Origin of the sequence: Latilactobacillus graminis DSM 20719 (assembly GCF_001436415.1) — a bacterium.
GTDB classification, from domain to species: domain Bacteria; phylum Bacillota; class Bacilli; order Lactobacillales; family Lactobacillaceae; genus Latilactobacillus; species Latilactobacillus graminis.
On sequence record NZ_AYZB01000058.1, the window covers coordinates 207,463 to 230,037 of the forward strand.

The following is a 22,575-nucleotide window of genomic DNA, read 5'->3' on the forward strand; positions in this document are numbered from 1 at the left end:
AGGTTTCAATATGCAAATTCAAGTGTCAGATGCAGCAAGTCAGTGGTTTCGTGATGAACTAGTATTAAAAACGGGCGATGGTGTCCGCTTTTTTGGGAAAGTATATGGTAAAACGACTGTTCATGATGGGTTTTCACTCGGTATGGAACGAGCGGCAGTTGATCAGCCAATTGGCTCAGCGGTTAAAGATGGCGTTACCTATTTTGCTAGTCAAGCCGATGATTGGTTTTTTGCTGACTATGATTTGCTTGTTGATTACGATCCACAATTAGAAGAACCTAAGTATCAATTTAAACGACGTTAGATATAAAAAGCCCACCAAAATGAGGTATGTCTCATTTCGATGGGCTTTTTATATTAGATTAAAAGGCGATTAAACAGCGACCAACTTGATGCGTATTTGTAGTCAACTCTTGGGCTAAATCAGTGAACGCAATTAACGTTGTTGTTGGCCAAGTTTGTGGTTTAAAAGTTGTGGCAAGCAATTGCCAGAGTTCCTTGCGATCTTTACGTGGGTAAGTGACCGAGTCGATGCCTGCTAAGGTGATTCCACGTAGAATAAATGGCATGACGGTGGTATTGAGCGTGGCTCCGGCAATATTGCCGCAGGTCGCTACCAACCCCCCTGACTGGATCTGTGGTAGAATTTGGGCTAAAACAGGCCCGCCGAGGGTATCGATAACACCGCTAAAAGCTTGGTGGTCGAGTACCTTAGGTGGTGTAGCGATTAAGTCGGCGGTATTAATAATTTGTGTAGCGCCAAGTTGTTTTAAATAAGCTTGTTGATGTAAATCACGCGTTGTCGCCGTTAAATTTGTAAAACCGAGTTGAGCAAGCATTGTAAGTGCAAAACTGCCGACACCACCGGTCGCACCAGTGATCAGGAGGGGTGTCGTATGGTCTGCGGTAAAGGCTTGCCGTAATAGCTTAGTGAGTGCAATCGCAGCTGTGAAACCAGCAGTTCCGAATTGCATTGCTTCAGCTAATGTAAGACCTTCGGGTAGCTTAAAGAGCCATTCACTCGGAACTTTAACATATTCGGCGTAACCACCGTCGATTTTGATACCGGTAGCATAACCAGTACAGAGCACCTGATCACCGGCTTCAAAAAAGAGATTATCTGATTCAACTACGATGCCGGCAAAATCGATTCCAGGAGTTATCGGATAATGCCGCAATACACCGCTTTGCGGGTTCATTGTGAGGCGATCTTTATAATTAATATCGGAGTAGGCAACTTTGACCAACACGCCATCTTTGCCGAGGTCCGGGGTTAACTTAGTTTGATAAGTGGCACTAACGGTCGAACCATTTTGTTCTAATACGAGGGCTTGATAGGCAACCATATCATTTCAACTCCATTTCTTAATGCTTGTTTAACTCCATTATACAACAATCCGCGCTTTGAATTGGCAACTAGCTGTGGAAACGGTATAATTGATAGGATGTTAATTACTAATGATCGGTCTAAGCGTTAAAGAATAGAGGGGACGAAAAGAAGATGCAGCAACCAATGGTGGAATTTAAAAATGTAATTAAAGAATATGATGACGTACAAATTTTAAAGGGTATCGACATTGCGTTGGAAAAAGGTAAGTTTTATACCTTACTTGGTCCGTCGGGTTGTGGTAAGACAACCATTTTAAGAATCATTGCCGGATTTACCAATGCATCTGCCGGAAATGTTTTATTTGAAGGACAGAAAATAAATGATCTACCAGCTAATAAACGCCAAGTGAATACAGTTTTTCAAGACTATGCTTTATTTCCACATCTGAATGTCTTTGAAAATGTTGCATTTGGGCTTAATCTCCGCAAAGTGAAAAAAGCAGTTATTCAAGCAAAAGTAATTGAAGCACTCAAATTAGTACGTTTAGCTGGTTATGAAAATCGTGAGATTAGTGAACTTTCTGGTGGTCAACAACAACGAGTTGCAATCGCACGAGCTTTGGCCAACGAACCAAAAGTACTATTATTAGATGAACCGCTATCAGCGCTTGATATGAAATTACGTAAAGATATGCAATATGAATTACGTGATTTACAACAACGGTTGGGCATCACATTTTTATTTGTGACCCATGATCAAGAAGAAGCTTTGGCGATGAGCGATGAGATTTTTGTGATGAATGAAGGACGCGTGCTTCAAAGTGGATCACCAGTTGATATTTATGATGAACCCATCAACCATTTTGTGGCGGATTTTATTGGGGAAAGTAATATTTTACCTGGTAAAATGGTCGCTGATTACCAAGTCGAAATGGTGGGGAAACAATTTGAATGTGCTGATGCGGGAATGAAACCCAATGAAGCGGTCGAAGTCGTGCTGCGCCCAGAGGATTTGGATATTGTGGCAGTCGATCAGGGGCAGTTAGTGGTGACAGTTGATACGCAGTTATTCCGTGGTGATTATTATGAGATTACGGCTTATGATGCTGACCAAAATCGATGGTTGATTCATTCAACGAATCCAACGCAAGATGGACAGCAAGTGGGGCTATTTTTTGAACCAGAAGATGTCCACATAATGCGCTTTGGTGAATCAGAAGAAGATTTTGATGCACGACTTGAAAGCTACGAAGAGGAGGATTAAGGCAATTGCGCAAAAAACAATGGTTATACTATTTACCATATATCCTTTGGATTATCCTATTCGTTTTGGCACCAGTTGCATTGATTGTGTATCAGTCTTTTTTTGATATTAATGGACAGGCGACCTTAGCAAACTACGCAACTTATTTTCAATCAGGTACGTATTTAAAAATGACGCTAAACTCGCTGTGGTATGCATTTTTAATTACGTTAATAACATTGTTGTTTAGCTATCCAACAGCGTATTGGCTCCATCAAACCAAACACAAGCAGCTCTGGCTACTATTAATTATTCTCCCGACTTGGATTAACTTATTACTGAAGGCCTATGCGTTTATCGGGATTTTCAGTCAAGATGGGGCGATTAATCATTTTTTAGGCTGGTTTGGGATTGGACCACAGCAAATTCTATTTACAAATTTCAGTTTTTTGGTCGTTGCGACTTATATTGAAATTCCGTTTATGATTCTTCCGATTTTTAATAGTTTAGAAGAGTTGAACCCTTCACTGGTCAATGCTAGTCGTGATTTGGGTGCTAGCAATTGGCAAACTTTTACCAAAGTGATATTACCGTTGACAATGGCGGGGGTGAAAGCTGGGATTCAAGCGATTTTTATTCCATCCTTGTCACTTTTCATGTTAACGCGTTTAATTGGGGGCAATCGGGTGATTACTTTGGGAACTGCAATTGAGGAGCATTTTCTAACGACCATGAACTGGGGCATGGGCTCGACAATCGGGGTGGTTTTGATCGTTGCCATGGGGCTAATTATGCTTATGACCGGTGAACAAAAGGCAAAGAAGAAGGTGACTAACAAATGAAAAAAGTGAAATGGCAAAATGTTTGGTTAGTCGGGATTTTTATTTTGCTATATGCTCCGATTTTTTATCTGATTTTTTACTCATTTAGTAGCGGTGATAATATGAATGGCTTCCGGTCATTTACGTGGGCCAATTATCAAGCATTATTTGTTGATAAACGAATGATTGAAATTGTTCTTCAAACCTTATTGATTGCCATTTTATCATCGTTATGTGCGACGATTGTGGGAACGTTCGGTGCGTTGGGCATTTATGAAACTAAGCACCGACGTGTCCGAAATATGGTCTTAGCACTTAATAATATTTTAATGGTTTCACCAGATGTTATTATTGGGGCGAGTTTTTTAATTTTCTTTACGTTTTTAGGTTTAGGCTTGGGTTTTGGCTCGGTCTTACTGAGTCACATTGCTTTTTCAATTCCAATCGTAGTTTTAATGATTTTACCGAAGTTAAATGAAATGCGCCCGGCCCTTGTGGATGCTGCTCGTGATTTAGGTGCGACCGATTGGCAAGTGCTCAGTAAAGTAATTCTGCCATATATTAGTTCTGGTATCTTTGCGGGGTTTTTTATGGCCTTCACATATTCATTAGATGATTTTGCTGTTACTTTTTTTGTTACTGGAAACGGGTTTGAAACGCTCTCGGTAGAAATTTATTCAAGAGCACGCCAAGGGATTAGCTTAGAAATTAATGCATTATCGGCCTTAATGTTTGTCTTTTCGTTAATTCTTGTGGCTGGTTATTATCTATTGAATCAAAGAAATCAAGCCCAAAAAGCACGGCGCAAACGGAAAGCGGGGGCTTAAAATGAATAAATTAGGACGAATTACGCTAGTAATTTTAGTTGTTTGTGCCGCTCTTTTTGGAGGGACTGTTGAATTACAAAAGTCGCAAGGTTATACACAAGCTAATACTTTAACCCTTTATAATTGGGGGGATTACATTGACCCGGCATTAGTTAAAAAATTTGAAAGACAAACCGGTTATCACGTATCGATCGAAACATTTGACAGTAATGAAGCGATGTATACTAAAATTAAACAAGGTGGAACTGCGTATGATCTGGCGGTCCCCAGTGAGTATATGATTGAAAAGATGCGTAAAGCTAACTTACTAAAACCGATTGATCATCACCGATTGACCGGTTATCAGAACATTGGTACTAATTTTTTGAATCAACCGTTTGATCCTGGGAATCGATACTCGCTACCATATTTTTGGGGAACATTAGGAATTATCTATAATGATCAATTGGTAAAAAAACCGGTGACGCATTGGGCTGATTTATGGTCCCCCGATTATCGTGGCCAACTGATGGTCGTTGATAGTGCGCGTGATATGATGGCTGTGGGCTTAATTAGTAACGGTCGATCTGTCAATAGTACCAATCCTGTGGTATTAAAAGCAGCTAAGGATAAGCTGGATCAAATGGCCCCAAATGTCAAAGCAATTGTGGCGGATGAGATTAAGATGTACATGGTCCAAAATGAAGCCAGTGTTGCGGTGACATGGTCTGGTGAAGCGGCTGAGATGTTGGCTAATAATCCGCATTTACACTATGTGATTCCTGCCGAGGGTAGTAATTTATGGTTTGATAATTTAGTGATTCCTAAGACAGCTAAACACGAAAAAGCGGCTTATGCTTTTTTAAACTTTATGTTAACTCCCAAGAATGCGGCCCAAAATGCCGCCTACATTGGTTACTCAACACCCAATATTCCGGCTAAATCATTGTTACCAAAGTCAACGCGAACGAATCCAGGCTATTATCCAAGTCAAAAAGTGCTTAATCGACTGCAAGTCTATAGTGATCTATCGCCAACAACAGTCGGTCTTTATAATGATCTATTCTTAGAATTTAAGATGCAACATTAGCTAGGTCCATGAGCAGATTAAATGTGTTCATGGTATAATAAATACAGAAATTTTTTGGATGGAGGTTGCCTATGTCATTTGAATGGTCACAGTTATTGACCTGGCGTATGTTAGCAAATATATTGGACATTATTGTTGTCTGGTATTTTGTGTATAAATTAATTATGTTAATTCGCGGCACTAAAGCCGTCCAATTATTTAAAGGTATTATCGTAATTGCATTGATTAAAATTGTAAGTTGGTATATGGGTCTCCGGACTGTTTCTTATATTATGGATCAATTTATAAGTTGGATTGTGATTGCGTTAATTGTCATTTTTCAGCCCGAAATTCGTCGTGGTTTGGAACATATTGGTCGCGGATCACTTTTGCGACGGGGCGTCAATCCCAAGATTGAGCAAGAAAATAATCTAATAAAAGCACTTGATAAAGCGATTCAGTATATGTCAAAACGGCGTATTGGCGCATTAATTACGATTCAGATGAATACTGGGTTAGAAGACTATATTGAGACAGGAATCGATTTAGATGCAGATGTTACGGGAGAATTATTAATTAATATTTTTATCCCGAATACGCCATTACATGACGGGGCTGTTATTATTCGCGATGATAAGATTGCTGTTGCTGCCGCTTACCTGCCGCTTTCCGAGAGTAACTTGATTCCCAAGGAATTAGGAACCCGCCATCGCGCAGCAGTCGGGATTAGCGAAGTAACAGATGCTTTGACAATCGTTGTTTCTGAAGAAACAGGGGGCGTCACATTAACGCGTAATAATGAGTTAATGCGCGATTTAACGCAAGAAGATTATTTGAAGTATTTTAATTCACATTTAATTACTCAAGAAGAAGGTAAGACGAGTCTCTTACAAGAGTTTGTGGATGGCTTCAAAAAAGGAGGCCACAAATGATGAAAAAATTTGTTGAAGGCCCATGGCTCTATCGAATCTTAGCGTTATTTCTCGCACTTTTGTTATTCGGTTACGTTAATTTGGATGAAATCAATACTACTCGCCAGACGAATAACAACGATACACAAATGTTGGCGACCCGTGCTGAGACAGTGAAAGTTCCATTGCAGATTAATGCGGATACTGACCGTTATTTTATTACGGGTTATCCACAAAAAGTAAAGGTGAAATTATCAGGACCCAATGCGTTGGTCACCTCAGCGGTCAATACTTTAAATTTTCGGATTATCGGAGATTTAACCAAACTAGGGACAGGCGACCACACCGTTAAATTAAAACAAACCGGAATTAATAAAGATATTAAAGTATCGATTGAGCCCAAAACCATTAAAGTGCACATTGAACATAAGGTAACGAAACAGTTTCCAGTACAAGTTAATGTCAAAAAAGAAAACTTGGCTGCAGGTTACAGTATTGGTAATCCAAAATTAAGTCAAGATGTGGTTGAAGTCAGTGGGGCTAAATCAGCGGTTAACGCTGTTTCACAAGTGGTAGCAACGGTTGATCCTGACGAAGGTACTAAAAAAGACATTAATGAAGAGGTCTTATTACAAGCTATTGATCGGAATGGTAAAGCGTTGAACGTCCTAATTTCACCGCAGACTGTTAATGTTAAAATTTTAGTGCAAATGAGTAAAAAAACATTACCAATTAGTCTGGAGAAGACAGGCGAAAAAAGTGGCTATCACTATAGTCTCACTACTGAAACGAAGTCAGTGACTGTTTATGGTGGCCAAACAGCATTAACGAGCATGACGTCATTTCCAGTAAGTGTCGATTTATCAACAATTACCGCTTCAACAACTAAAACCGTTAAACTAGCCTTACCGGATAATATCTACGAGAGTGATCCAAACACGATTAAAGTGACGATTAATGTGACGCCCAATACGACCAGTGACAGCACCGACTTAGTTGAAACTCCTGCTGAAAATGGTGCAGCACAAGATGCCAGTCGTGTGACAGATGCGTCCAGTTCAAGTAGTAGCCAATCGAGTAGTCAAGCTAGCTCAAGTAAAAGTAGTGGCGCAAGTACCGCTGCAAAGCAATAATCAGCGCTAAAATTTTTAGCAGGATGAATGGAGATAATTAAGTATGACAAAGTATTTTGGAACGGATGGCGTACGTGGGATTGCCAATCTAGAATTAAGCCCAGAAATGGCCTTTAAATTGGGCCGTGCTGGAGGCTATGTATTGACCAAGCACGCTGACAAGAATCAACGTCCTAAAGTTTTAGTGGCCCGCGATACGCGGATTTCCGGGCAAATGTTAGAACAATCTTTGATTTCTGGCTTGTTATCTGTTGGGATTGAAGTTTTGTCACTAGGGGTGGTTACGACTCCCGCGGTTGCTTACCTAATTAAGGTACAAGAAGCCAGTGCGGGTATCATGATTTCAGCATCACATAATCCCGCTATCTATAATGGCATTAAATTTTTTGGCGCAGACGGCTACAAATTACCAGATGCAACTGAAGCAGAAATTGAAGCCATCATTGATGCCAAACAAGATACATTACCGCGCCCAGATGGAGAAGGCTTGGGAACGGTTGAGGAATATCCAGAAGGGGCTTTAAAATATACGCAATTTTTGGAACACACGATTCCTGATGACTTAGCGGGGATTAAAGTCGTATTAGACGGTGCTAACGGCTCTACAAGTGGTTTGGTTAGCCGAATATTCGCGGATTTAGAAACAGAGTTCACAACGACTGCAACCCATCCGAATGGTTTAAATATCAATGATCAGGTCGGTTCGACCCATCCTGAAAATGTTGCTAAGCAAGTTTTAGAAACTGGTGCAGAAGTTGGTTTAGCGTTTGATGGCGATGGCGATCGATGTATCGCGGTTGACGAATTGGGGCATATTGTTGATGGGGATAAAATCATGTTTATCTTGGGAAAGTATTTATCAGAAAAAGGTCGCTTGAAACAAGATACAATTGTGACCACTGTCATGAGTAATATCGGTTTGTATAAGGCGATTGAGGCTAACAATATGCAATCAGCTCAAACGGATGTTGGCGACCGACATGTTGTTGAAGAAATGCGTGAAAAAGGCTATAACCTTGGTGGCGAACAATCAGGACACATCATCATCTTTGATTACCACAATACAGGTGATGGGATGTTAACAGGGATTCAACTCTTAAACGTCATGAAACAAACTGGTAAGAAATTATCTGAGTTAGCAGCGCCAGTTCAAACTTATCCTCAAAAACTAGTTAACTTAACCGTCAAGGATAAGGATGCTTGGGCAACCAACGATAAGATTCAAGCAGCAATTGACACTGTTGAAAAAGAAATGAATGGTGATGGCCGCGTCTTGGTTCGTCCAAGTGGGACAGAACCATTGCTACGAGTAATGTGTGAAGCTGCAACAGAAGAAAAGGTTAATCAATATGCTGATCAAATTGCAGCGGTTGTCAAAGCTGAAATTGGCGCATAAGCGAAAAATAGACTTTAATTTTAAAATAAATAAATCAACAAAAAATCCCGTCAGTCATTTAGCTGACGGGATTTTTTTTGGATCGAAAGTGGTGATAAATTGCTTTTTTAACGCCATGTGATTTGTTGATACATCACGAAACTAAAGATAATTAATAAGATAATAGCAATGGAAATAAGATACCACTCTTTGATGAGGATGATTGGCATTTCGCTTAGTGCTTGACTTTGCCGATAGCGTTTTATGTTGAAGATGTTAATTTCGTTAATGATTATTAACAAAGTTGACTCTAGCAGCAATATGCATTTACTACCGGACGAATCGACAACGTTGTCCGCGGTGATATGTAATGCAACTATGTTTGGTGCGTTCATGATGAACCCGATGCTGATGAGTAAACTTAACAATGAGATACTGCGAATTATTAGAATGGCTTTTTTCATTGTAGTCTCCCTATTTTAAAGATATTAATAATGGTAGTATAGCATAAATCAACAGTTAAAGAATATCATTTTCAGGACTATACCAAAATGTTGAATTGATATATACCAATAAAAATATTGACGGATAAAACCTTTGGTGTTATATTATTTATGTATTATACCAATTGAAAATAATGAATAAACCAAAGTTGAGAAGAGGGTTTTAAGATGTGTGGAATTGTCGGGGTTATCGGTAAAGCAAATACAACTGAAATATTATTAAATGGGTTAGAGAAGTTGGCGTATCGTGGTTATGATTCAGCTGGTATTTATGTCAACAGTCGTACGGGTCATGATTATTTAGTTAAAGAACCCGGTAAAATTAGCGTTCTAGAAGCAGCGGTTGGGCCTGAAGTACAAGGAACAATCGGTGTCGGCCATACACGTTGGGCAACACATGGAATTGCTAGTCGTGATAATGCGCATCCGCATGTTTCTGAAGATGGTCGTTTTTACTTGGTTCACAACGGCGTGTTAACTAACTATTTAGTTTTAAAAGAAACATACTTAAAAGACGTTCATTTTGTCAGTCAAACCGATACTGAGGTAGCAGTTCAATTGATCGCGTATCTTGCCAAGACGGAACAATTGTCAGCAAAAGAAGCATTTCGCAAGGCACTGACTTTAATTGAAGGTTCATATGCTTTTGTGATGGTAGACCGTGATGATCCGGATACATTATATGTTGCTAAGAATAAAGCGCCATTGTTAATTGGTGTCGGTGATGGGTTTAATGTTGTTTGCTCTGATGCGTTAGCAATGTTGAGCGAGACAAAAGACTTTATTGAAATTCATGACCGTGAGATGGTAGTACTCACGAAAGATGACGTGCAAATTGAAGACCTAGACGGTACTTTCATTCATCGCAACAGCTACCATATTGAAATGGACGCCGATGCAGCGGGTAAAGGTGCATATCCACACTATATGTTAAAAGAAATCGACGAACAGCCAGCGGTCATGCGACGTTTGCTGGATGAATATCTTGATGCAGATGGTCAACTTAACATTAGTCCGGAACTACTGCAAGCAATGAACGCAGCAGACCGATTATATATTGTAGCTGCCGGAACCAGTTACCATGCTGGCTTAATTGGCAAGACACTATTTGAAAGTCTCGTGCAAAAGCCAGTAGAAGTGCATGTTGCCAGTGAGTTCGGCTATCATATGCCCTTACTATCTGAAAAACCATTTTTCATTTTTCTCACCCAAAGTGGCGAAACGGCTGATAGTCGACAAGTGTTGGTCCAAACTAATGCCTTACATTATCCAAGCTTAACCATCACTAACAGCCAAGGGTCAACACTTTCACGGGAAGCTGATTACACATTATTATTGCATGCGGGCCCAGAAATTGCGGTGGCTTCAACGAAAGCCTATACTGCACAAATTGCAGTTGAATTATTCTTGGCTGTCGCACTTGGACGCCACAATCAACTGGTGCTAGCAGAACAATTCGATGTACATCATGAATTAGGATTAGTCGCTACTGGCATGGAAGCTTTATTGAGCGAAAAAGAACAGATTGAAACCTTGACGACTGATTACTTGCAAACAACACGCAATGCCTTTTATATTGGTCGCGGTGAAGATTATGCACTAAGCTTGGAGGCCGCCTTGAAATTAAAAGAAATTTCGTATATTCAAGCCGAGGGGTTTGCTGCTGGTGAATTAAAACATGGAACGATTGCATTAATTGAAGCCGGAACACCAGTCATTGCATTCTTGGTGGATGAAAAAACGATTGCGCACACCCGTGGAAATCTCCAAGAAGTCACAGCACGAGGGGCACAGGCGTTAACGATTGTCAGTGAGCGGTTTGCTCAAGAAGGTGATCAAGTTATCTTACCAAGCGTCAATCCGTTATTAACGCCGTTATTAGGTGTTATTCCTGGCCAATTAATTGCTTACTATGCAAGTTTGCATCGAGGCTATGATGTGGACCAACCAAGAAACTTAGCTAAGAGTGTCACCGTTGAATAAATAGTATGCAAAAAGCCGCGTTATTTTGAACGCGGCTTTTTTTGCGTTTAATGCGTTGGTGCGTACGTTGCTCGTGGACCACCGACGTATTTTGGTCGTGATCGTAAAGCTGTAACATGGGCACTGCCTAATGTATCAAGTGTTGGTCTTACGGGGACTTGAACGAATTTCACGTGCATCCCAATCGCTGTATCCCCGATATCTAAGCCAGCTTGTGCGACGATATGTTCAACTTCGACAGGGTCACTGAATTGCTCAAAAGCAGCAATAGAGCAGGCGCCCCCAGCATGCATAGCCGGAACAACCGATACAATTTCAAAGTCGTGTGCGCGGGCAACTTGCTGTTCAACAACTAAACTACGGTTAATGTGTTCACAGCCTTGTACGGCTAAATGGATCCCCAGTGGATTAAGCATCCCACGAAGCGTTGCAATAATGATTTCACCCACTTCTTTGCTTGAGGCTTTACCAATATGGCCTCCGACAACTTCACTAGTTGAACAGCCGAGAACAAATAAATCGCCGTTTTCTAAATGGGCTTCGTTTAAAACATCTTGTGTTATTTGGATTAAGTTTTGCTGGATTTGGTTTAATTGTAAATCGTTTGTCATTTTTAAAATCTCCTAGTGGTTAAATAATTGTGGTCGAATACGGGATAAACTCGTGACTAATGGAATAGTGACTACGATCCCAATACCGTTTTGAACAATATTGCTGAAAATAGAAGTAATTCCAGCTGCCCACCCAAATAGCAAACGCGTGGCTAAGAAATAACCAAGCACCATCACAATGCTGCCACAAATGAAGGGGATGATTAACTTTTGTGGCCGCGGTGCGCCGTGCGTCAAGTGGCTCACAACAAAGCCTTGTGCCCCGTGAATGATGAGTGAGAAGAGACACCACTCAGGGTAACCAGACAATAGATCGATTAATAGGCCACTTGTGGCTCCAACAGCGAGTCCGCCGGGATTCCCAAGCATGATCGCTGTTGTGTAAATACCGACCTCACAGAGCGTCACAAAGCCCTTTGTCGCCGGAATCGGGATGATGATTAACAACGAGAGTGCTACGGTTAATGCGGTGAGCATCGCAAGTAACGGTAACTGATGTTTATTAAAGTGCATGTTGAGCTGCCCCCTGCCAGACGTTCCCCAGGCCATGGCGCAAATGAACACCATCTTTTAAACCGGCGTAAACAAATTTCTTTGCGCGTGCAACGGCACTTTCAAGCGATTTTCCGTTTGCTAATTCTGCCGTAAGCGCTGCTGAAAATGTGCACCCCGCACCATCAATTGTAGTTGTTTCCAATCGTGGAGCTTCTAAATAATGGGTTGTTGCGCCCGATTTTAATAAATCAACGGCCTGTTCACCAGGGAATCGTTGGCCACCTTTGATAATGACGTGTTGTGGTCCGAGTGTTTGGATTGTCGTCGCAGCAGCTAGCATTTTGGCACGGGTAGTAATAGGCGGGGTGTCGCTAAGCTGCTGGGCTTCTACTAAGTTGGGGGTGACAACGGTCGATAATGGCAGTAGTTCGTGCTTTAATATATCGAGATATACTTGGTGGGCCGAAACCGCAGCTTCTTTAAAAACGAGAACTGGATCTGTAATGATTGTTAATTCAGGATGTTGGCGTAAACGCGAACAGATTGCGTGTAAAGTGTCGGGCTGATGAATTAATCCGATTTTAACATGGGTTAATGGCACGTAGTTTAAAATAGCGTCAATCTGTTCCAAAATGGTATCTTTAGGTAAGTCATGGATCTGTAGATGACCATTTGGCAGTACCGTAGCAACACAGGTTAGTGCGCTTACTCCAAAAGTTTGTAATGCTTCAAATGTTTTTAGATCTGCTTGAATTCCACCGCCACCAAGTGTATCGGAGCCGGCTATTGTTAAAATATTTTGCATCATCATCCTCCCAATTCTATGCTGTTAACAGCATAGAATTAAAATGACTTAGTTACAACAACCAATTGGCTTGTTTTTTTACCATCCAATTTGTACACTATGAATGAGGTGATTGTGATGATTAGATGGTCACAATATAGACCATTGCCCAAGCCAAAGTACCAGGCAATAAAAAGAATAGTGATCGAGTTGCTTGAGAAAAATCAATTAAGTCCTGATGATCAATTGCCACCAGAGCGTCGGTTAGCGCAATTATTGCGTGTTAATCGTTCAACTGTCACCCGCGCTTTTGACGAATTAGTCGTAGATGGTGTGCTAGAACGACGGATTGGTAGCGGAACATTTATAAGTCAGCAAATGTACCCACAAAAAAAGCGGGTTAATTGGCATACTTATTTAAATCGGCAAAAGCGCCATCGTATTCAAATAGAACAGCGACACATTCGTGCGTTGATTGAACAACAGGCAGTAAATTTAATCGACGTTTATTCGAGCGAATTACCGTTGGCACTAGTGCCTCAATTTCAATTTCCCGCATTGACTTGGCAAGATTTTATTACGGCGCAAACTTTAGAAACAACCCATGGCTACTTACCATTAATTGAAGCGATTAATCAGCTTGATCAGCATAACGAACAACTTGCTTTTTCAGAAGATCAATTTTTGATAACGGCCGGTGTTCAACAGTCGTTGTTTTTAATCTTACAAGGTTTATTGGTACCCGGTGATGCTGTAGCAATTGAAAGCCCTTCCTTTTTTCACGATTCGACGTTGTTTGAAACAACTGGTATCCGGGTGTACGAAGCCCCAATTGATGCTGATGGTATTGAGTTGTCGGCGTTAGAACAGTTGGTAATCCAACATCGAATTAAATTATTAATTCTTAATCCAGACTATCAAAACCCAACGGGGCAAGTGATGAGCCTTGGGCGGCGATATGCAGTTATTAAGCTTTGCCAACGATATCAGATTCCAATTGTTGAAGATAATATTTTTGCTTGGTTAGGCTTTAATCCGTCTAAGCAATTGCCATCATTGAAACAACTAGATCCAGAGAATGTTATTTATATTAGTTCGTTATCGAAGATTATGGGGGCTAGCAGTCGAATTGGTTGGGTGGTGGCTACCCCACAAGTTATCGAGCAGTTAATTCATGTGCAACGTGAAACTGATTTGGTTCCCAGCATTACGGCTCAAGTAATGGTGACACTAGCAATGGGGGATCCACATTTTCAAGTACAATTGGACCAATTAAAACGAATTCTTCAAAAAAGGGCGCAGGCGACTTATCAGATGCTTACACAGGTATTGCCGGAGTGGCAAGTTACTTTACCAAGTGGAGGCTATTATATCTGGGTGACTCGGGATAAGGACCAACTACGGCTAAAAAGCTTACTTGCACATCAATTAGCCGTAGCGCCTGGCTCACTGTTTGGCTTTAAAACAGACGCGCTGCGAATTAATTTTGCGCGGCTCGATGCACCATTATTAGGTCAACTTGCGCAGCGCTTAAGGACTATCCTAGCGGATTACGATCACTAAAATTAAGGAGGTAGTTTAAAATGACAAATCAATTTATTCCAGAAATTTATACACCATTAAAAACGAGTGTTGTAGGCCCACCAGCCGTAGCACGGCAAGTTGGCGGTATTAAGATTCTTGGTAAGAAGATTAAAACAATTATATTTACCACAGATGTTGCGATTGTGAATAACACGAGTGCCGATGCAGTTTTGGCGGTATATCCTTTTACGCCACATCCGGCAGTCATGAATGCGATTAGCAATGTCGCGACGATTCCTGTTTTTAACGGAATCGGCGGCGGACTAACCTCCGGTAGCCGCTCAGCCTATATGGGTCTTTTGGCTGAGGCCGCTGGTTCAATCGGCGTAGTGGTCAATGCGCCGACTTCAGTGGACACAATTAAAATGATTAACCGGGTGGTTGATGTCCCGATTATTTGTACAGTTGTGTCTGAACGACAGGCATACGCTGAACAAATTGCGGCGGGGGTTTCGATTCTAAATGTGAGTGGAGCTGCGAAGACACCAACAATTATCAAAGCAATTCGACAACATTATCCTGAAATACCAATCATGGCGACTGGTGGAAAAAATGAAACTAGCATTTTAGCCACGATTGAAGCTGGGGCAAATGCATTGACGTATACACCACCGACAAATGGTGAGCTATTTGCCCAAAAAATGGCAGATTACCGGGCCAATTTACAATGAGCATATTGACGTGTCGTGCAATCCCCCGTATGCTTATTAAGTGAACAGAGGAGGTTTTTTGAATGATTCGTCAAGCAACTATTTCAGATGCCAAGAGCGTCTTGCCAATTATTAATATTGTTTTTGAAGAAATGGAGATGCCCCTTTTCCAGAAGATTCCGTTACAGGACTTGTTCAGTATTTTAGAGCAAGCTTTTGCGATGCCAGAATATCGGTATAGTTATGCTAATACACTGGTTTATGAAGAAGATGGTCAAGTATTGGGATTAGTGGTGGGATTTCCAGAGGAAAAAGAAGCTCATATTGATGATGCTCTGGCGCCGTTGTTTCCGCAAATTGGCTTGCCCGCAACAACACGTTTCTTTAATGATAAGGAGGCTCGAAAAGGTGAATGGTATTTGGATACTTTAGCGGTCGCAAAGCATGCACAAGGCCAGGGAGTCGGGACTAAGTTACTTAAAGCGTTGCCCACTATATTAAAAGAACGTGGTGAAAAAGTGATTAGTCTGAGTGTTGATTTACAAAATCCTAAAGCTAAAAAATTGTATGAACGTATGGGCTTTGTTAAACAAGGAGACCTAATGATTGGTAGTCATCAATATGACCATATGATTAAAACAATTTAAAGACATTAAAAAGTCCACCAGCAAATTGTTGGTGGACTTTTGGGATTATAGCAGTGGCATTACGATAGTGGTCCAAAGCCAGCTGAGCGGCATCACTAGGACCATGGCTGGAATCATATCCGCAATTGGAAATTCTTTCATTTTAGCAATTCTAAAACCAGTTGCAAGCATTAAAATGCCACCACAAGCCTTGAAATCAGCAAGCATAACCGGGTTAGTCAGTGGTAGGATTAACTTAGCAAGCAGAAAAATAATGTAAAAAATAATAAATTGTGGAACGGCAATCGCTGAGACGACTGGCCCAAGGTTACAGGCAAAAATGGCAGCGGTAAAGAAATCGAGAATCGATTTAGAAATTAAAATCGTATTGTTGCCGGTCATCCCCGCATCGAGAGTGCCATAAATGCCGGTTCCGCCAGCACAGAAAAGGACAATCACGGTTACTAGTGCCGAAATGAATTCTGTATCGGAAAGGTTTTTTGTTTTTCTAGGCAATAATTTAGAAATTGGCCGTTCCATCAAAACAGCACCGCGGTCGATCCAACGACCAAAATGAACAAATAAACCGATTCCGGTACCTAAAACGATAGCTAAGATGACAGCGGGCATATTTTTCATTAAAATAATGGCATTAATGCCCATTCCCATGGAGCAAACACCAAAGATTAATGTAAGTTCCATTTTGAACTTGGCAGGCAATTTATCGCCTAATAAACTACCTAAAAGACCGCCGAAAAAAACGGCTGACGAGTTGATAATAACGCCAATTGGCATGGTTAAGACTCCTTTAATTGAGATTTTCATATTCAACCATACCAATTTAAGATAAAAGATGCAATTTATTTTTAAATGTTAGCGCTTAGACGAATATAAAATATTTTCGATATAGACCAAAAACTCGATCAGCCTTTTTTGACTGATCGAGTTGCAGTATTATTCAAAACGTAAATTAGGTCTAACTCGGCGGATTAGAGCAGTAGGTTGGTTATATGCCCAATGGTTTAAAACAGCAGCGATTAAAATGCAAGGGACCACGTCAGATTCTTGACTGATTGTTAATTGGAAAGCAGGACCATTACTAGCTAGAATGCTGTTTGCTTGCATGATTGTTTGCGTGTGGTAAATAATACGATATTGATTCTGAGTTAAATCGCCTATAATTAACCAATTGAGTTGCTTAACGTAAACAAATTCATGCCAGACCCCCCAGATTTTTTTGAGTTGCCCAATACGTGCTTGATTTTGATATAATTCAAAATTAGGCGAGGGGCTAATCGTACTTTGATGAATTTCACCGTGCAAATCGCCAGTTAACGAATAGAGACTAAATACATCATGGCGCAAACCGCGCTTGCCTACGAGTAGATAACGAGGTTGCTGGTGGTCATCGATTACGGTTGAAACGCCACGAGAACTACTAGCTTGGTGTTTAATATAGAAAATTGGCATTTTATTTCACTTCTTTTCAGAGTTGCCATTTAAATTGATAGCATGATAAATGGCTTGTGCCACACCATCTTGAATATTAGTGACGGTTTGATAATTAGCAAGTTCTTTGATGGCTGGGACGGCATTGCCCATGGCCACCCCAATACCGGCTGTTTTAATCATTGAAAAGTCATTTAAGTTATCACCAATCGCCATTGTTTGTTCAATTGGAATCCCTTTTTGTTCAGCATACGCGGCCAAAGCAAGCCCTTTTTGCGCATCAATATGGTTTATTTCGATGTTGTTACTTGAAGAGGAAGTCACAACTAAATCCCTTCGAGCTTCACAAAACATCTTAATTGGTGCTAATTCAGTCATTCCTTGGGTGCTAAAAGCGATGATTTTAAGAATTTTAACCGTTGGATCGTTAATAATCCCTTGATAGTGATCATCGACGTAGTTAATGTTCATCAATTCCAAACGGGCAGCAGCTAAAGCAACCGCAATTTTATAACTTGTATCAGGATTGAGGTTGACGAGTAGATCAGCGACATTTTGGATACGACTGACCTTGCTATCTGAATAATTACCGGCAGTCGTCATGAGTTCGAAGTAAATATGATTTTCGCGTAAGTTTTCTGTAACGGCCGTCACCGTTTGGGCATCAATCGGGACGTTCAAAACTTCATTGCCTAAAGAATCAAAAACCTGGGCGCCATTCATCGTGATTAAAGTTGGGTGGATGTCGTCACTGTCAATTAGTGGGAGGGCTTCCGAGCGACTGCGGCCAGTAGCCACCACGAATTCGATGCCAGCGTCTTGAGCAGCTTTAATGGCGGTTATGTTCCCGTGTGAAACCTGCATTTTGTCGTTTAATAAAGTACCGTCCATATCAGATGCAATCATTGAAATCAAAGGAATTCCTCCTGAAAACGTATTATTCGAAACTTATCTCTATCTTAGCATGCAAGCTACTTTTCTTCTAGCAACTTATGACAAAACACGATAAACTAGTTAACGAGGTGAGCAGATGAAAACAATTATTCACAATGAGTGGCAAACGATTCTCGCACCAGAATTTGCTAAACCCTATTATGGTCAGCTTCACACCTTTTTGAAACAGGAATATCAAACGACGACGGTTTATCCCGAAATGCATCATATTTTTCAAGCCTTTGAATGGACACCGTTTGAACAGGTTAAAGTCGTCATTTTAGGGCAAGATCCCTATCATGGCCCGCACCAAGCACATGGGTGTAGTTTTTCCGTTTTACCAGGCGTCAAAGTACCACCGTCATTACAAAATATTTATAAAGAATTGCAGACGGATGTTGGATTTCAACCGGTTCATCATGGCTATTTAAAGAATTGGGCAGATCAAGGGGTGTTTTTGTTGAATACCGTATTGACTGTGCGAGCAGGCCAAGCAAATTCGCATCGTAACCATGGTTGGGAACAACTAACAGACGCAGCGATTGCTGCATTGTCAAAGCGGGGCCACGTGGTCTTCATTTTATGGGGGAACGCGGCAAAGAATAAGCGCCGGCTAATTGATGAGACGCAAAATGTGGTCATTACAGCGGTACATCCTAGTCCCTTGTCAGCCTATCACGGGTTCTTTGGTTCTAAACCGTTCTCACAGACCAATATGGCCCTTGAACGATGGGGCATGGCGCCAATTAATTGGCAATTACCACAAACAGTCACGGCAGATTAATGAAGCGCTATCATTATTGACTTGTCGCGCTATTAGAAACGTTGTATGATTACATTAGCAATAATAAAACGCTTACTGGAGGTTGCAATTGTGGATTTATTTGAAAGCTTAAAAGCAAAGATTACCAATCGGCAATTTAAAATTGTTTTTCCGGAAGGGACAGAGCCAAGGATTATTGGCGCAGCAGCGCGGTTGAATGCTGATCGGATTTTGAAACCGATTTTAATTGGGGCAACGAACGATATTCAACAAATCGCCGCTGCTAAAGGATTTAATTTGGACGAAATAGCGATTATTGATCCACAAAAATACCCGACAGCCGACTTCGAAAAAATGGTTACTGCTTTTGTTGAGCGCCGTCAAGGCAAGATAACCCCTGAGCAAGCACAAACCATTTTACAAGACCCGAATTATTTTGGCACCATGATGGTCTATTTAAACCTAGCTGATGGGATGGTTTCAGGCGCCGTGCATTCAACAGGTGATACGGTTCGACCAGCACTTCAAATTATTAAAACAAAACCGGGCGTTCAACGGACTAGCGGCGCCTTCATTATGCAACGTGGTCGGGATAACGAACGCTACTTATTTTCGGATTGTGCGATTAATATCAATCCGAATGCCCAAGAACTGGCTGAAATTGCGGTGGAATCTGCTAAGACGGCTGAGTTGTTTGACATCGATCCGAAAGTTGCCTTGTTGAGTTTTTCAACATTGGGCTCGGCTAAAGCAGACGAAGTCACGAAAGTTCAAGAGGCCGCCCGGATTGCGCATGAAATCGCACCAGACCTAACGATTGATGGTGAATTACAATTTGATGCCGCATACGTACCAGTTGTTGCGAACCAAAAAGCACCAGATTCAAAAGTGGCGGGTCAAGCCACCGTCTTTGTTTTCCCAGAATTACAATCAGGAAACATTGGCTACAAGATTGCCCAACGTTTTGGAAATTTCGAAGCCATCGGGCCAATTTTACAAGGTTTGAATCAACCCATTTCTGATTTATCACGTGGGAGTAACGAAGAAGATGTTTATAAGTTGGCCATCATCACGGCTGCTCAAGCATTACAAAACTAACTGATGGCAATTAAAGACGCTAGCACAAAAAAATTGTGCTGGCGTTTTTGACTTTGCGAACAGGGCTTTTTTCGGTATAATGACACAGATAACAATTAGAGTGAGGCAGAACATGTTAGAATTTAAAACAATTAATCCAGAACAAACGATTGCGATTGCCAAACAGTTGGGTCAACAAGTCCAAGCCGGTGACGTCTTGTTATTGGATGGTGATTTAGGCGCTGGTAAAACAACGTTTACTAAAGGCTTAGCAGCCGGTCTGGGAATTGAGCGCTATGTTAAGAGCCCAACGTTTACGTTAATTCGTGAATATCAAGACGGTCGGTTACCACTCTATCATATGGATGTGTATCGATTGGAAGAAACGGGTGCCAGCGATTTAGGCTTGGAAGAGTATTTCGATGGAAACGGGGTTTCCGTGGTTGAATGGAGTCAATTTATTGCTGAAGAGCTACCGAGCGATTATTTGACGATTCATTTTAACAAGGACGTTCGCGATGATCAAGTTCGAACGTTAGTACTTGAACCGCATGGCGCGCACTATGAAGCATTGGTGCGTGCTAGTTTTGCAGATTAGTGTCATTGACATTCGGCCCGTGCAAGCCGCAGATGCGCGGGCTTATTTATGTTTTTTTTAAAGACTGCAAGAAACATAGTACATTGATTGCCGGCTGGCTTTTATGCTGCAATGGATATCAGTTTTACACCGGTAATTCAAATGAATCAACTAATCAAGATGAATGAGGAGATTTAATATGCCACAACAAAGAAAACGTGGAATTTACTTAGCTGTCTTAGGATCGATTTTTTGGGGAGTACAAGGCCCCGTTTCACAATGGCTTTTCACAGATACTGGTATTAAACCGGAATGGCTAATGGGTGTCAAAATGGGGTTATCAGGATTGTTTTTGTTGGCCTACGCACTAATTCAACAGCCAAAGGCGGTTTTTAAAGTTTGGTATCAGCCACGTGATGTGGTGCGCTTGTTGATTTTTGCAGTGTTCGGCTTATCGGCCGTACAATACTTTTATTTTTTAACTATCCAAGCAAGCAATGCACCGACAACAACGATTTTGCAACAATTGGGAACGATTATGATTATCATTATCAGTTTGATTGTGTATCGAAGGGCTCCCAGCCACGCCGAATTGATTGCGGTGATAATCGCGCTACTTGGCACATGGTTGCTAGTGACCAAAGGGCAGTTGACCCGCTTAGCGATTTCGCAAACGGCACTTGGTTTAGGCTTGTACTTAGGTTTTTCTGGTGCTTTAAATACTTTGATTCCAGGAAAGTTATTTCAAAAATATGCTACTTTAATCATTGTCGGTTGGGCGATGTTAATCGGCGGGCTTGTTTTTACGATTATTCATCCATTTTGGATCGACGTTCCACCATTGAATGTGGCGACTATCGGTAGTGTCTTATTCATTGCTTTGTTTGGCACAGCGTTGGCTAATTTATGTTTTTTAGGTAGTCTACGCTATATTACACCTACAACGGCCGGTCTATTGAATACGTTTGAACCATTAGCGGCGACTATCGGGACGGTAGTGTTTCTTAAGACCAGTTTTAATGTGTGGGAAGTTATCGGTGGATTGCTTGTAATTAGTACTGTTTTTATTTTAAGTTTTGCAAAAGTAAAACCAAAATAAGTTAACATCATAAATTTAATTGTGGTACAATTAGTGTTGGAAACAAAGCTCGTACATTGGTTAAAACAAATTAATGATTATGATGAAGTTATTAAGCTTGTTAACACCTTAATGACAATTTAGCTTTAATCCATCATTCGCTAAAAAGAGCGGTTAGCCTGTCTTTATCGACACGTTAACCGCTCTTTTTTTGATTAACCAATTAATTTGGTCGCCGTTTTTAACGGCTCAACTCCAAAATCATTAGCTTCTTTAATTAAAATTTTGGCACAGGCGATGCTATCAGCAAGTGCATTATGATGATTATCAAGTGGAATTGCTAAGTTGGCACATAGCGTGTTTAACTTGTGGTTTTCGAATTGAGGGTATAAGCGACGACTAGTTTTGAGCGTATCCAAGGCTAAGTAATGTGGCTCTGGAATATCGTAATGTTGTAGGGTGCTCCGCAAAACACCGATATCAAAATTGGCATTGTGGGCGACCACTAACTTATTAGGGGTAAAAAAAGTTGCAATATGGGGCCATACTTGGTTAAATTTAGGTGCTTGGGCAACATCCGCTTCATGGATACCATGAATTTGGGTGTTACGGGCACTGAAATAAGTTTCAGGCTTAATTAACGTATAGAAACTATCAACAATTTGATTATTACGCACAACAACTAAGGCAAGTGAGCAAGCACTATGACGTTGACCGTTGGCGGTTTCAAAATCCATTGCGACAAAATTCATTATTTTGAACCTCGCTTTTTATA

25 protein-coding genes are annotated in these 22,575 nt (G+C 41.0%); 16 read left to right on the forward strand and 9 right to left on the reverse strand.

Annotated elements, in window-relative coordinates:
* Positions 1–10: 10 nt before the first annotated feature.
* Entirely contained in the window at positions 11–304 is a 294-nt protein-coding gene (locus FC90_RS08070; RefSeq protein ID WP_057908726.1) for a HesB/YadR/YfhF family protein, read from the forward strand.
* A 58-nt stretch (positions 305–362) separates the two neighbouring features.
* Here the strand turns inward: FC90_RS08070 and FC90_RS08075 are convergent, their stop codons facing one another.
* Positions 363–1,346: a YhdH/YhfP family quinone oxidoreductase gene (locus FC90_RS08075; RefSeq protein ID WP_057908727.1), complete on the reverse strand. Its 984-nt coding sequence runs from the start codon at positions 1,344–1,346 to the stop codon at positions 363–365.
* 155 nt (positions 1,347–1,501) lie between these two features.
* Here FC90_RS08075 and FC90_RS08080 point away from each other — a divergent pair, with 155 nt between their 5' ends.
* The 7 genes from FC90_RS08080 (at position 1,502) to glmM (ending at position 8,708) form a co-directional block, all read left to right on the forward strand.
* On the forward strand, positions 1,502–2,593 hold the full coding sequence (locus tag FC90_RS08080; RefSeq protein WP_057908728.1) for an ABC transporter ATP-binding protein: 1,092 nt from the start codon (positions 1,502–1,504) through the stop codon (positions 2,591–2,593).
* Between the two features lie 5 nt (positions 2,594–2,598).
* A complete protein-coding gene (locus FC90_RS08085; RefSeq protein WP_057908729.1) occupies positions 2,599–3,414 on the forward strand; it encodes an ABC transporter permease in 816 nt (271 codons plus the stop codon).
* Positions 3,411–4,220 carry an ABC transporter permease gene (locus FC90_RS08090; protein WP_057908730.1) on the forward strand — a complete coding sequence of 270 codons (810 nt, stop codon included), beginning with the start codon at positions 3,411–3,413 and terminating at the stop codon, positions 4,218–4,220. The genes FC90_RS08085 and FC90_RS08090 overlap by 4 nt, the downstream gene beginning before the upstream one ends.
* 1 nt (position 4,221) lies before the next feature.
* A complete protein-coding gene (locus FC90_RS08095) occupies positions 4,222–5,289 on the forward strand; it encodes an ABC transporter substrate-binding protein (RefSeq protein WP_057908731.1) in 1,068 nt (355 codons plus the stop codon).
* Positions 5,290–5,360: 71 nt separating this feature from the next.
* Complete coding sequence (gene cdaA, locus FC90_RS08100) at positions 5,361–6,200, forward strand: diadenylate cyclase CdaA (RefSeq protein WP_057908732.1); 840 nt, start codon at positions 5,361–5,363, stop codon at positions 6,198–6,200.
* On the forward strand, positions 6,197–7,312 hold the full coding sequence (locus FC90_RS08105) for a CdaR family protein (protein ID WP_057908733.1): 1,116 nt from the start codon (positions 6,197–6,199) through the stop codon (positions 7,310–7,312). Before cdaA ends, FC90_RS08105 begins: the two co-directional genes overlap by 4 nt.
* Before the next feature lie 43 nt (positions 7,313–7,355).
* A complete protein-coding gene (glmM, locus tag FC90_RS08110; protein WP_057908734.1) occupies positions 7,356–8,708 on the forward strand; it encodes a phosphoglucosamine mutase in 1,353 nt (450 codons plus the stop codon).
* Between the two features lie 107 nt (positions 8,709–8,815).
* On the opposite strand, the gene FC90_RS08115 is transcribed toward glmM, so the two are convergent.
* Positions 8,816–9,151, reverse strand: coding sequence for a hypothetical protein (locus FC90_RS08115; protein ID WP_057908735.1), 336 nt, complete (start codon positions 9,149–9,151; stop codon positions 8,816–8,818).
* Positions 9,152–9,358: 207 nt separating this feature from the next.
* Between FC90_RS08115 and glmS the strand changes: the two genes are divergently transcribed.
* Entirely contained in the window at positions 9,359–11,173 is a 1,815-nt protein-coding gene (gene glmS, locus FC90_RS08120) for a glutamine--fructose-6-phosphate transaminase (isomerizing) (RefSeq protein ID WP_057908736.1), read from the forward strand.
* A 47-nt stretch (positions 11,174–11,220) separates the two neighbouring features.
* On the opposite strand, the gene FC90_RS08125 is transcribed toward glmS, so the two are convergent.
* The 3 genes from FC90_RS08125 to thiD are packed head-to-tail and all read right to left on the reverse strand — an operon-like array spanning position 11,221 to position 13,084.
* Entirely contained in the window at positions 11,221–11,784 is a 564-nt protein-coding gene (locus tag FC90_RS08125; protein ID WP_057908737.1) for a TIGR01440 family protein, read from the reverse strand.
* A 12-nt stretch (positions 11,785–11,796) separates the two neighbouring features.
* Positions 11,797–12,297 (reverse strand): ECF transporter S component, encoded by a 501-nt coding sequence (locus tag FC90_RS08130; protein ID WP_057908738.1) that lies wholly within the window; start codon positions 12,295–12,297, stop codon positions 11,797–11,799.
* Positions 12,287–13,084 (reverse strand): bifunctional hydroxymethylpyrimidine kinase/phosphomethylpyrimidine kinase, encoded by a 798-nt coding sequence (gene thiD / locus FC90_RS08135; protein ID WP_057908739.1) that lies wholly within the window; start codon positions 13,082–13,084, stop codon positions 12,287–12,289. The genes FC90_RS08130 and thiD overlap by 11 nt, the downstream gene beginning before the upstream one ends.
* Positions 13,085–13,201: 117 nt before the next feature.
* On the opposite strand from thiD, the gene FC90_RS08140 reads away from it, so the two are divergent.
* The 3 genes from FC90_RS08140 to FC90_RS08150 all read left to right on the forward strand — a co-directional run bounded on the left by FC90_RS08140 (position 13,202) and on the right by FC90_RS08150 (position 15,944).
* A complete protein-coding gene (locus FC90_RS08140) occupies positions 13,202–14,626 on the forward strand; it encodes an aminotransferase-like domain-containing protein (RefSeq protein WP_057908740.1) in 1,425 nt (474 codons plus the stop codon).
* Positions 14,627–14,646: 20 nt separating this feature from the next.
* Entirely contained in the window at positions 14,647–15,318 is a 672-nt protein-coding gene (locus FC90_RS08145; RefSeq protein ID WP_057908741.1) for a beta/alpha barrel domain-containing protein, read from the forward strand.
* 62 nt (positions 15,319–15,380) lie between these two features.
* Positions 15,381–15,944, forward strand: a complete 564-nt coding sequence (locus FC90_RS08150) for a GNAT family N-acetyltransferase (protein WP_057908742.1) — start codon at positions 15,381–15,383, stop codon at positions 15,942–15,944.
* Between the two features lie 45 nt (positions 15,945–15,989).
* Here the strand turns inward: FC90_RS08150 and FC90_RS08155 are convergent, their stop codons facing one another.
* The 3 genes from FC90_RS08155 to FC90_RS08165 form a co-directional block, all read right to left on the reverse strand.
* On the reverse strand, positions 15,990–16,718 hold the full coding sequence (locus tag FC90_RS08155; protein WP_057908743.1) for a DUF554 domain-containing protein: 729 nt from the start codon (positions 16,716–16,718) through the stop codon (positions 15,990–15,992).
* Positions 16,719–16,877: 159 nt separating this feature from the next.
* Positions 16,878–17,393 carry an LURP-one-related/scramblase family protein gene (locus FC90_RS08160; RefSeq protein WP_057908744.1) on the reverse strand — a complete coding sequence of 172 codons (516 nt, stop codon included), beginning with the start codon at positions 17,391–17,393 and terminating at the stop codon, positions 16,878–16,880.
* A 6-nt stretch (positions 17,394–17,399) separates the two neighbouring features.
* On the reverse strand, positions 17,400–18,287 hold the full coding sequence (locus FC90_RS08165) for a Cof-type HAD-IIB family hydrolase (RefSeq protein WP_057908745.1): 888 nt from the start codon (positions 18,285–18,287) through the stop codon (positions 17,400–17,402).
* A gap of 115 nt (positions 18,288–18,402) precedes the next feature.
* Between FC90_RS08165 and FC90_RS08170 the strand changes: the two genes are divergently transcribed.
* The 4 genes from FC90_RS08170 (at position 18,403) to FC90_RS08185 (ending at position 21,821) form a co-directional block, all read left to right on the forward strand.
* Positions 18,403–19,089, forward strand: coding sequence for a uracil-DNA glycosylase (locus FC90_RS08170; RefSeq protein WP_057908746.1), 687 nt, complete (start codon positions 18,403–18,405; stop codon positions 19,087–19,089).
* A gap of 90 nt (positions 19,090–19,179) precedes the next feature.
* Positions 19,180–20,166, forward strand: coding sequence for a phosphate acetyltransferase (pta, locus tag FC90_RS08175; RefSeq protein WP_057908747.1), 987 nt, complete (start codon positions 19,180–19,182; stop codon positions 20,164–20,166).
* Positions 20,167–20,278: 112 nt separating this feature from the next.
* A complete protein-coding gene (gene tsaE, locus FC90_RS08180; RefSeq protein WP_057908748.1) occupies positions 20,279–20,743 on the forward strand; it encodes a tRNA (adenosine(37)-N6)-threonylcarbamoyltransferase complex ATPase subunit type 1 TsaE in 465 nt (154 codons plus the stop codon).
* 178 nt (positions 20,744–20,921) lie between these two features.
* Positions 20,922–21,821 carry a DMT family transporter gene (locus FC90_RS08185; protein WP_057908749.1) on the forward strand — a complete coding sequence of 300 codons (900 nt, stop codon included), beginning with the start codon at positions 20,922–20,924 and terminating at the stop codon, positions 21,819–21,821.
* 194 nt (positions 21,822–22,015) lie between these two features.
* Here FC90_RS08185 and FC90_RS08190 read toward each other — a convergent pair whose 3' ends face one another.
* Positions 22,016–22,552, reverse strand: coding sequence for a 3'-5' exonuclease (locus FC90_RS08190; RefSeq protein ID WP_057908750.1), 537 nt, complete (start codon positions 22,550–22,552; stop codon positions 22,016–22,018).
* Between the last annotated feature and the right edge of the window lie 23 nt (positions 22,553–22,575).

Coding starts and splice junctions, on each gene's coding strand:
- FC90_RS08070 (WP_057908726.1), top strand. CDS start 11: ATGCAAATTCAAGTGTCAGATGCAGCAAGTCAGTGGTTTCGTGATGAA.
- FC90_RS08075 (WP_057908727.1), bottom strand. CDS start 1,346: ATGGTTGCCTATCAAGCCCTCGTATTAGAACAAAATGGTTCGACCGTT.
- FC90_RS08080 (WP_057908728.1), top strand. CDS start 1,502: ATGCAGCAACCAATGGTGGAATTTAAAAATGTAATTAAAGAATATGAT.
- FC90_RS08090 (WP_057908730.1), top strand. CDS start 3,411: ATGAAAAAAGTGAAATGGCAAAATGTTTGGTTAGTCGGGATTTTTATT.
- FC90_RS08095 (WP_057908731.1), top strand. CDS start 4,222: ATGAATAAATTAGGACGAATTACGCTAGTAATTTTAGTTGTTTGTGCC.
- cdaA (WP_057908732.1), top strand. CDS start 5,361: ATGTCATTTGAATGGTCACAGTTATTGACCTGGCGTATGTTAGCAAAT.
- FC90_RS08105 (WP_057908733.1), top strand. CDS start 6,197: ATGATGAAAAAATTTGTTGAAGGCCCATGGCTCTATCGAATCTTAGCG.
- glmM (WP_057908734.1), top strand. CDS start 7,356: ATGACAAAGTATTTTGGAACGGATGGCGTACGTGGGATTGCCAATCTA.
- FC90_RS08115 (WP_057908735.1), bottom strand. CDS start 9,151: ATGAAAAAAGCCATTCTAATAATTCGCAGTATCTCATTGTTAAGTTTA.
- glmS (WP_057908736.1), top strand. CDS start 9,359: ATGTGTGGAATTGTCGGGGTTATCGGTAAAGCAAATACAACTGAAATA.
- FC90_RS08125 (WP_057908737.1), bottom strand. CDS start 11,784: ATGACAAACGATTTACAATTAAACCAAATCCAGCAAAACTTAATCCAA.
- FC90_RS08130 (WP_057908738.1), bottom strand. CDS start 12,297: ATGCACTTTAATAAACATCAGTTACCGTTACTTGCGATGCTCACCGCA.
- thiD (WP_057908739.1), bottom strand. CDS start 13,084: ATGCAAAATATTTTAACAATAGCCGGCTCCGATACACTTGGTGGCGGT.
- FC90_RS08140 (WP_057908740.1), top strand. CDS start 13,202: ATGATTAGATGGTCACAATATAGACCATTGCCCAAGCCAAAGTACCAG.
- FC90_RS08145 (WP_057908741.1), top strand. CDS start 14,647: ATGACAAATCAATTTATTCCAGAAATTTATACACCATTAAAAACGAGT.
- FC90_RS08150 (WP_057908742.1), top strand. CDS start 15,381: ATGATTCGTCAAGCAACTATTTCAGATGCCAAGAGCGTCTTGCCAATT.
- FC90_RS08155 (WP_057908743.1), bottom strand. CDS start 16,718: ATGCCAATTGGCGTTATTATCAACTCGTCAGCCGTTTTTTTCGGCGGT.
- FC90_RS08160 (WP_057908744.1), bottom strand. CDS start 17,393: ATGCCAATTTTCTATATTAAACACCAAGCTAGTAGTTCTCGTGGCGTT.
- FC90_RS08170 (WP_057908746.1), top strand. CDS start 18,403: ATGAAAACAATTATTCACAATGAGTGGCAAACGATTCTCGCACCAGAA.
- tsaE (WP_057908748.1), top strand. CDS start 20,279: ATGTTAGAATTTAAAACAATTAATCCAGAACAAACGATTGCGATTGCC.
- FC90_RS08185 (WP_057908749.1), top strand. CDS start 20,922: ATGCCACAACAAAGAAAACGTGGAATTTACTTAGCTGTCTTAGGATCG.
- FC90_RS08190 (WP_057908750.1), bottom strand. CDS start 22,552: ATGAATTTTGTCGCAATGGATTTTGAAACCGCCAACGGTCAACGTCAT.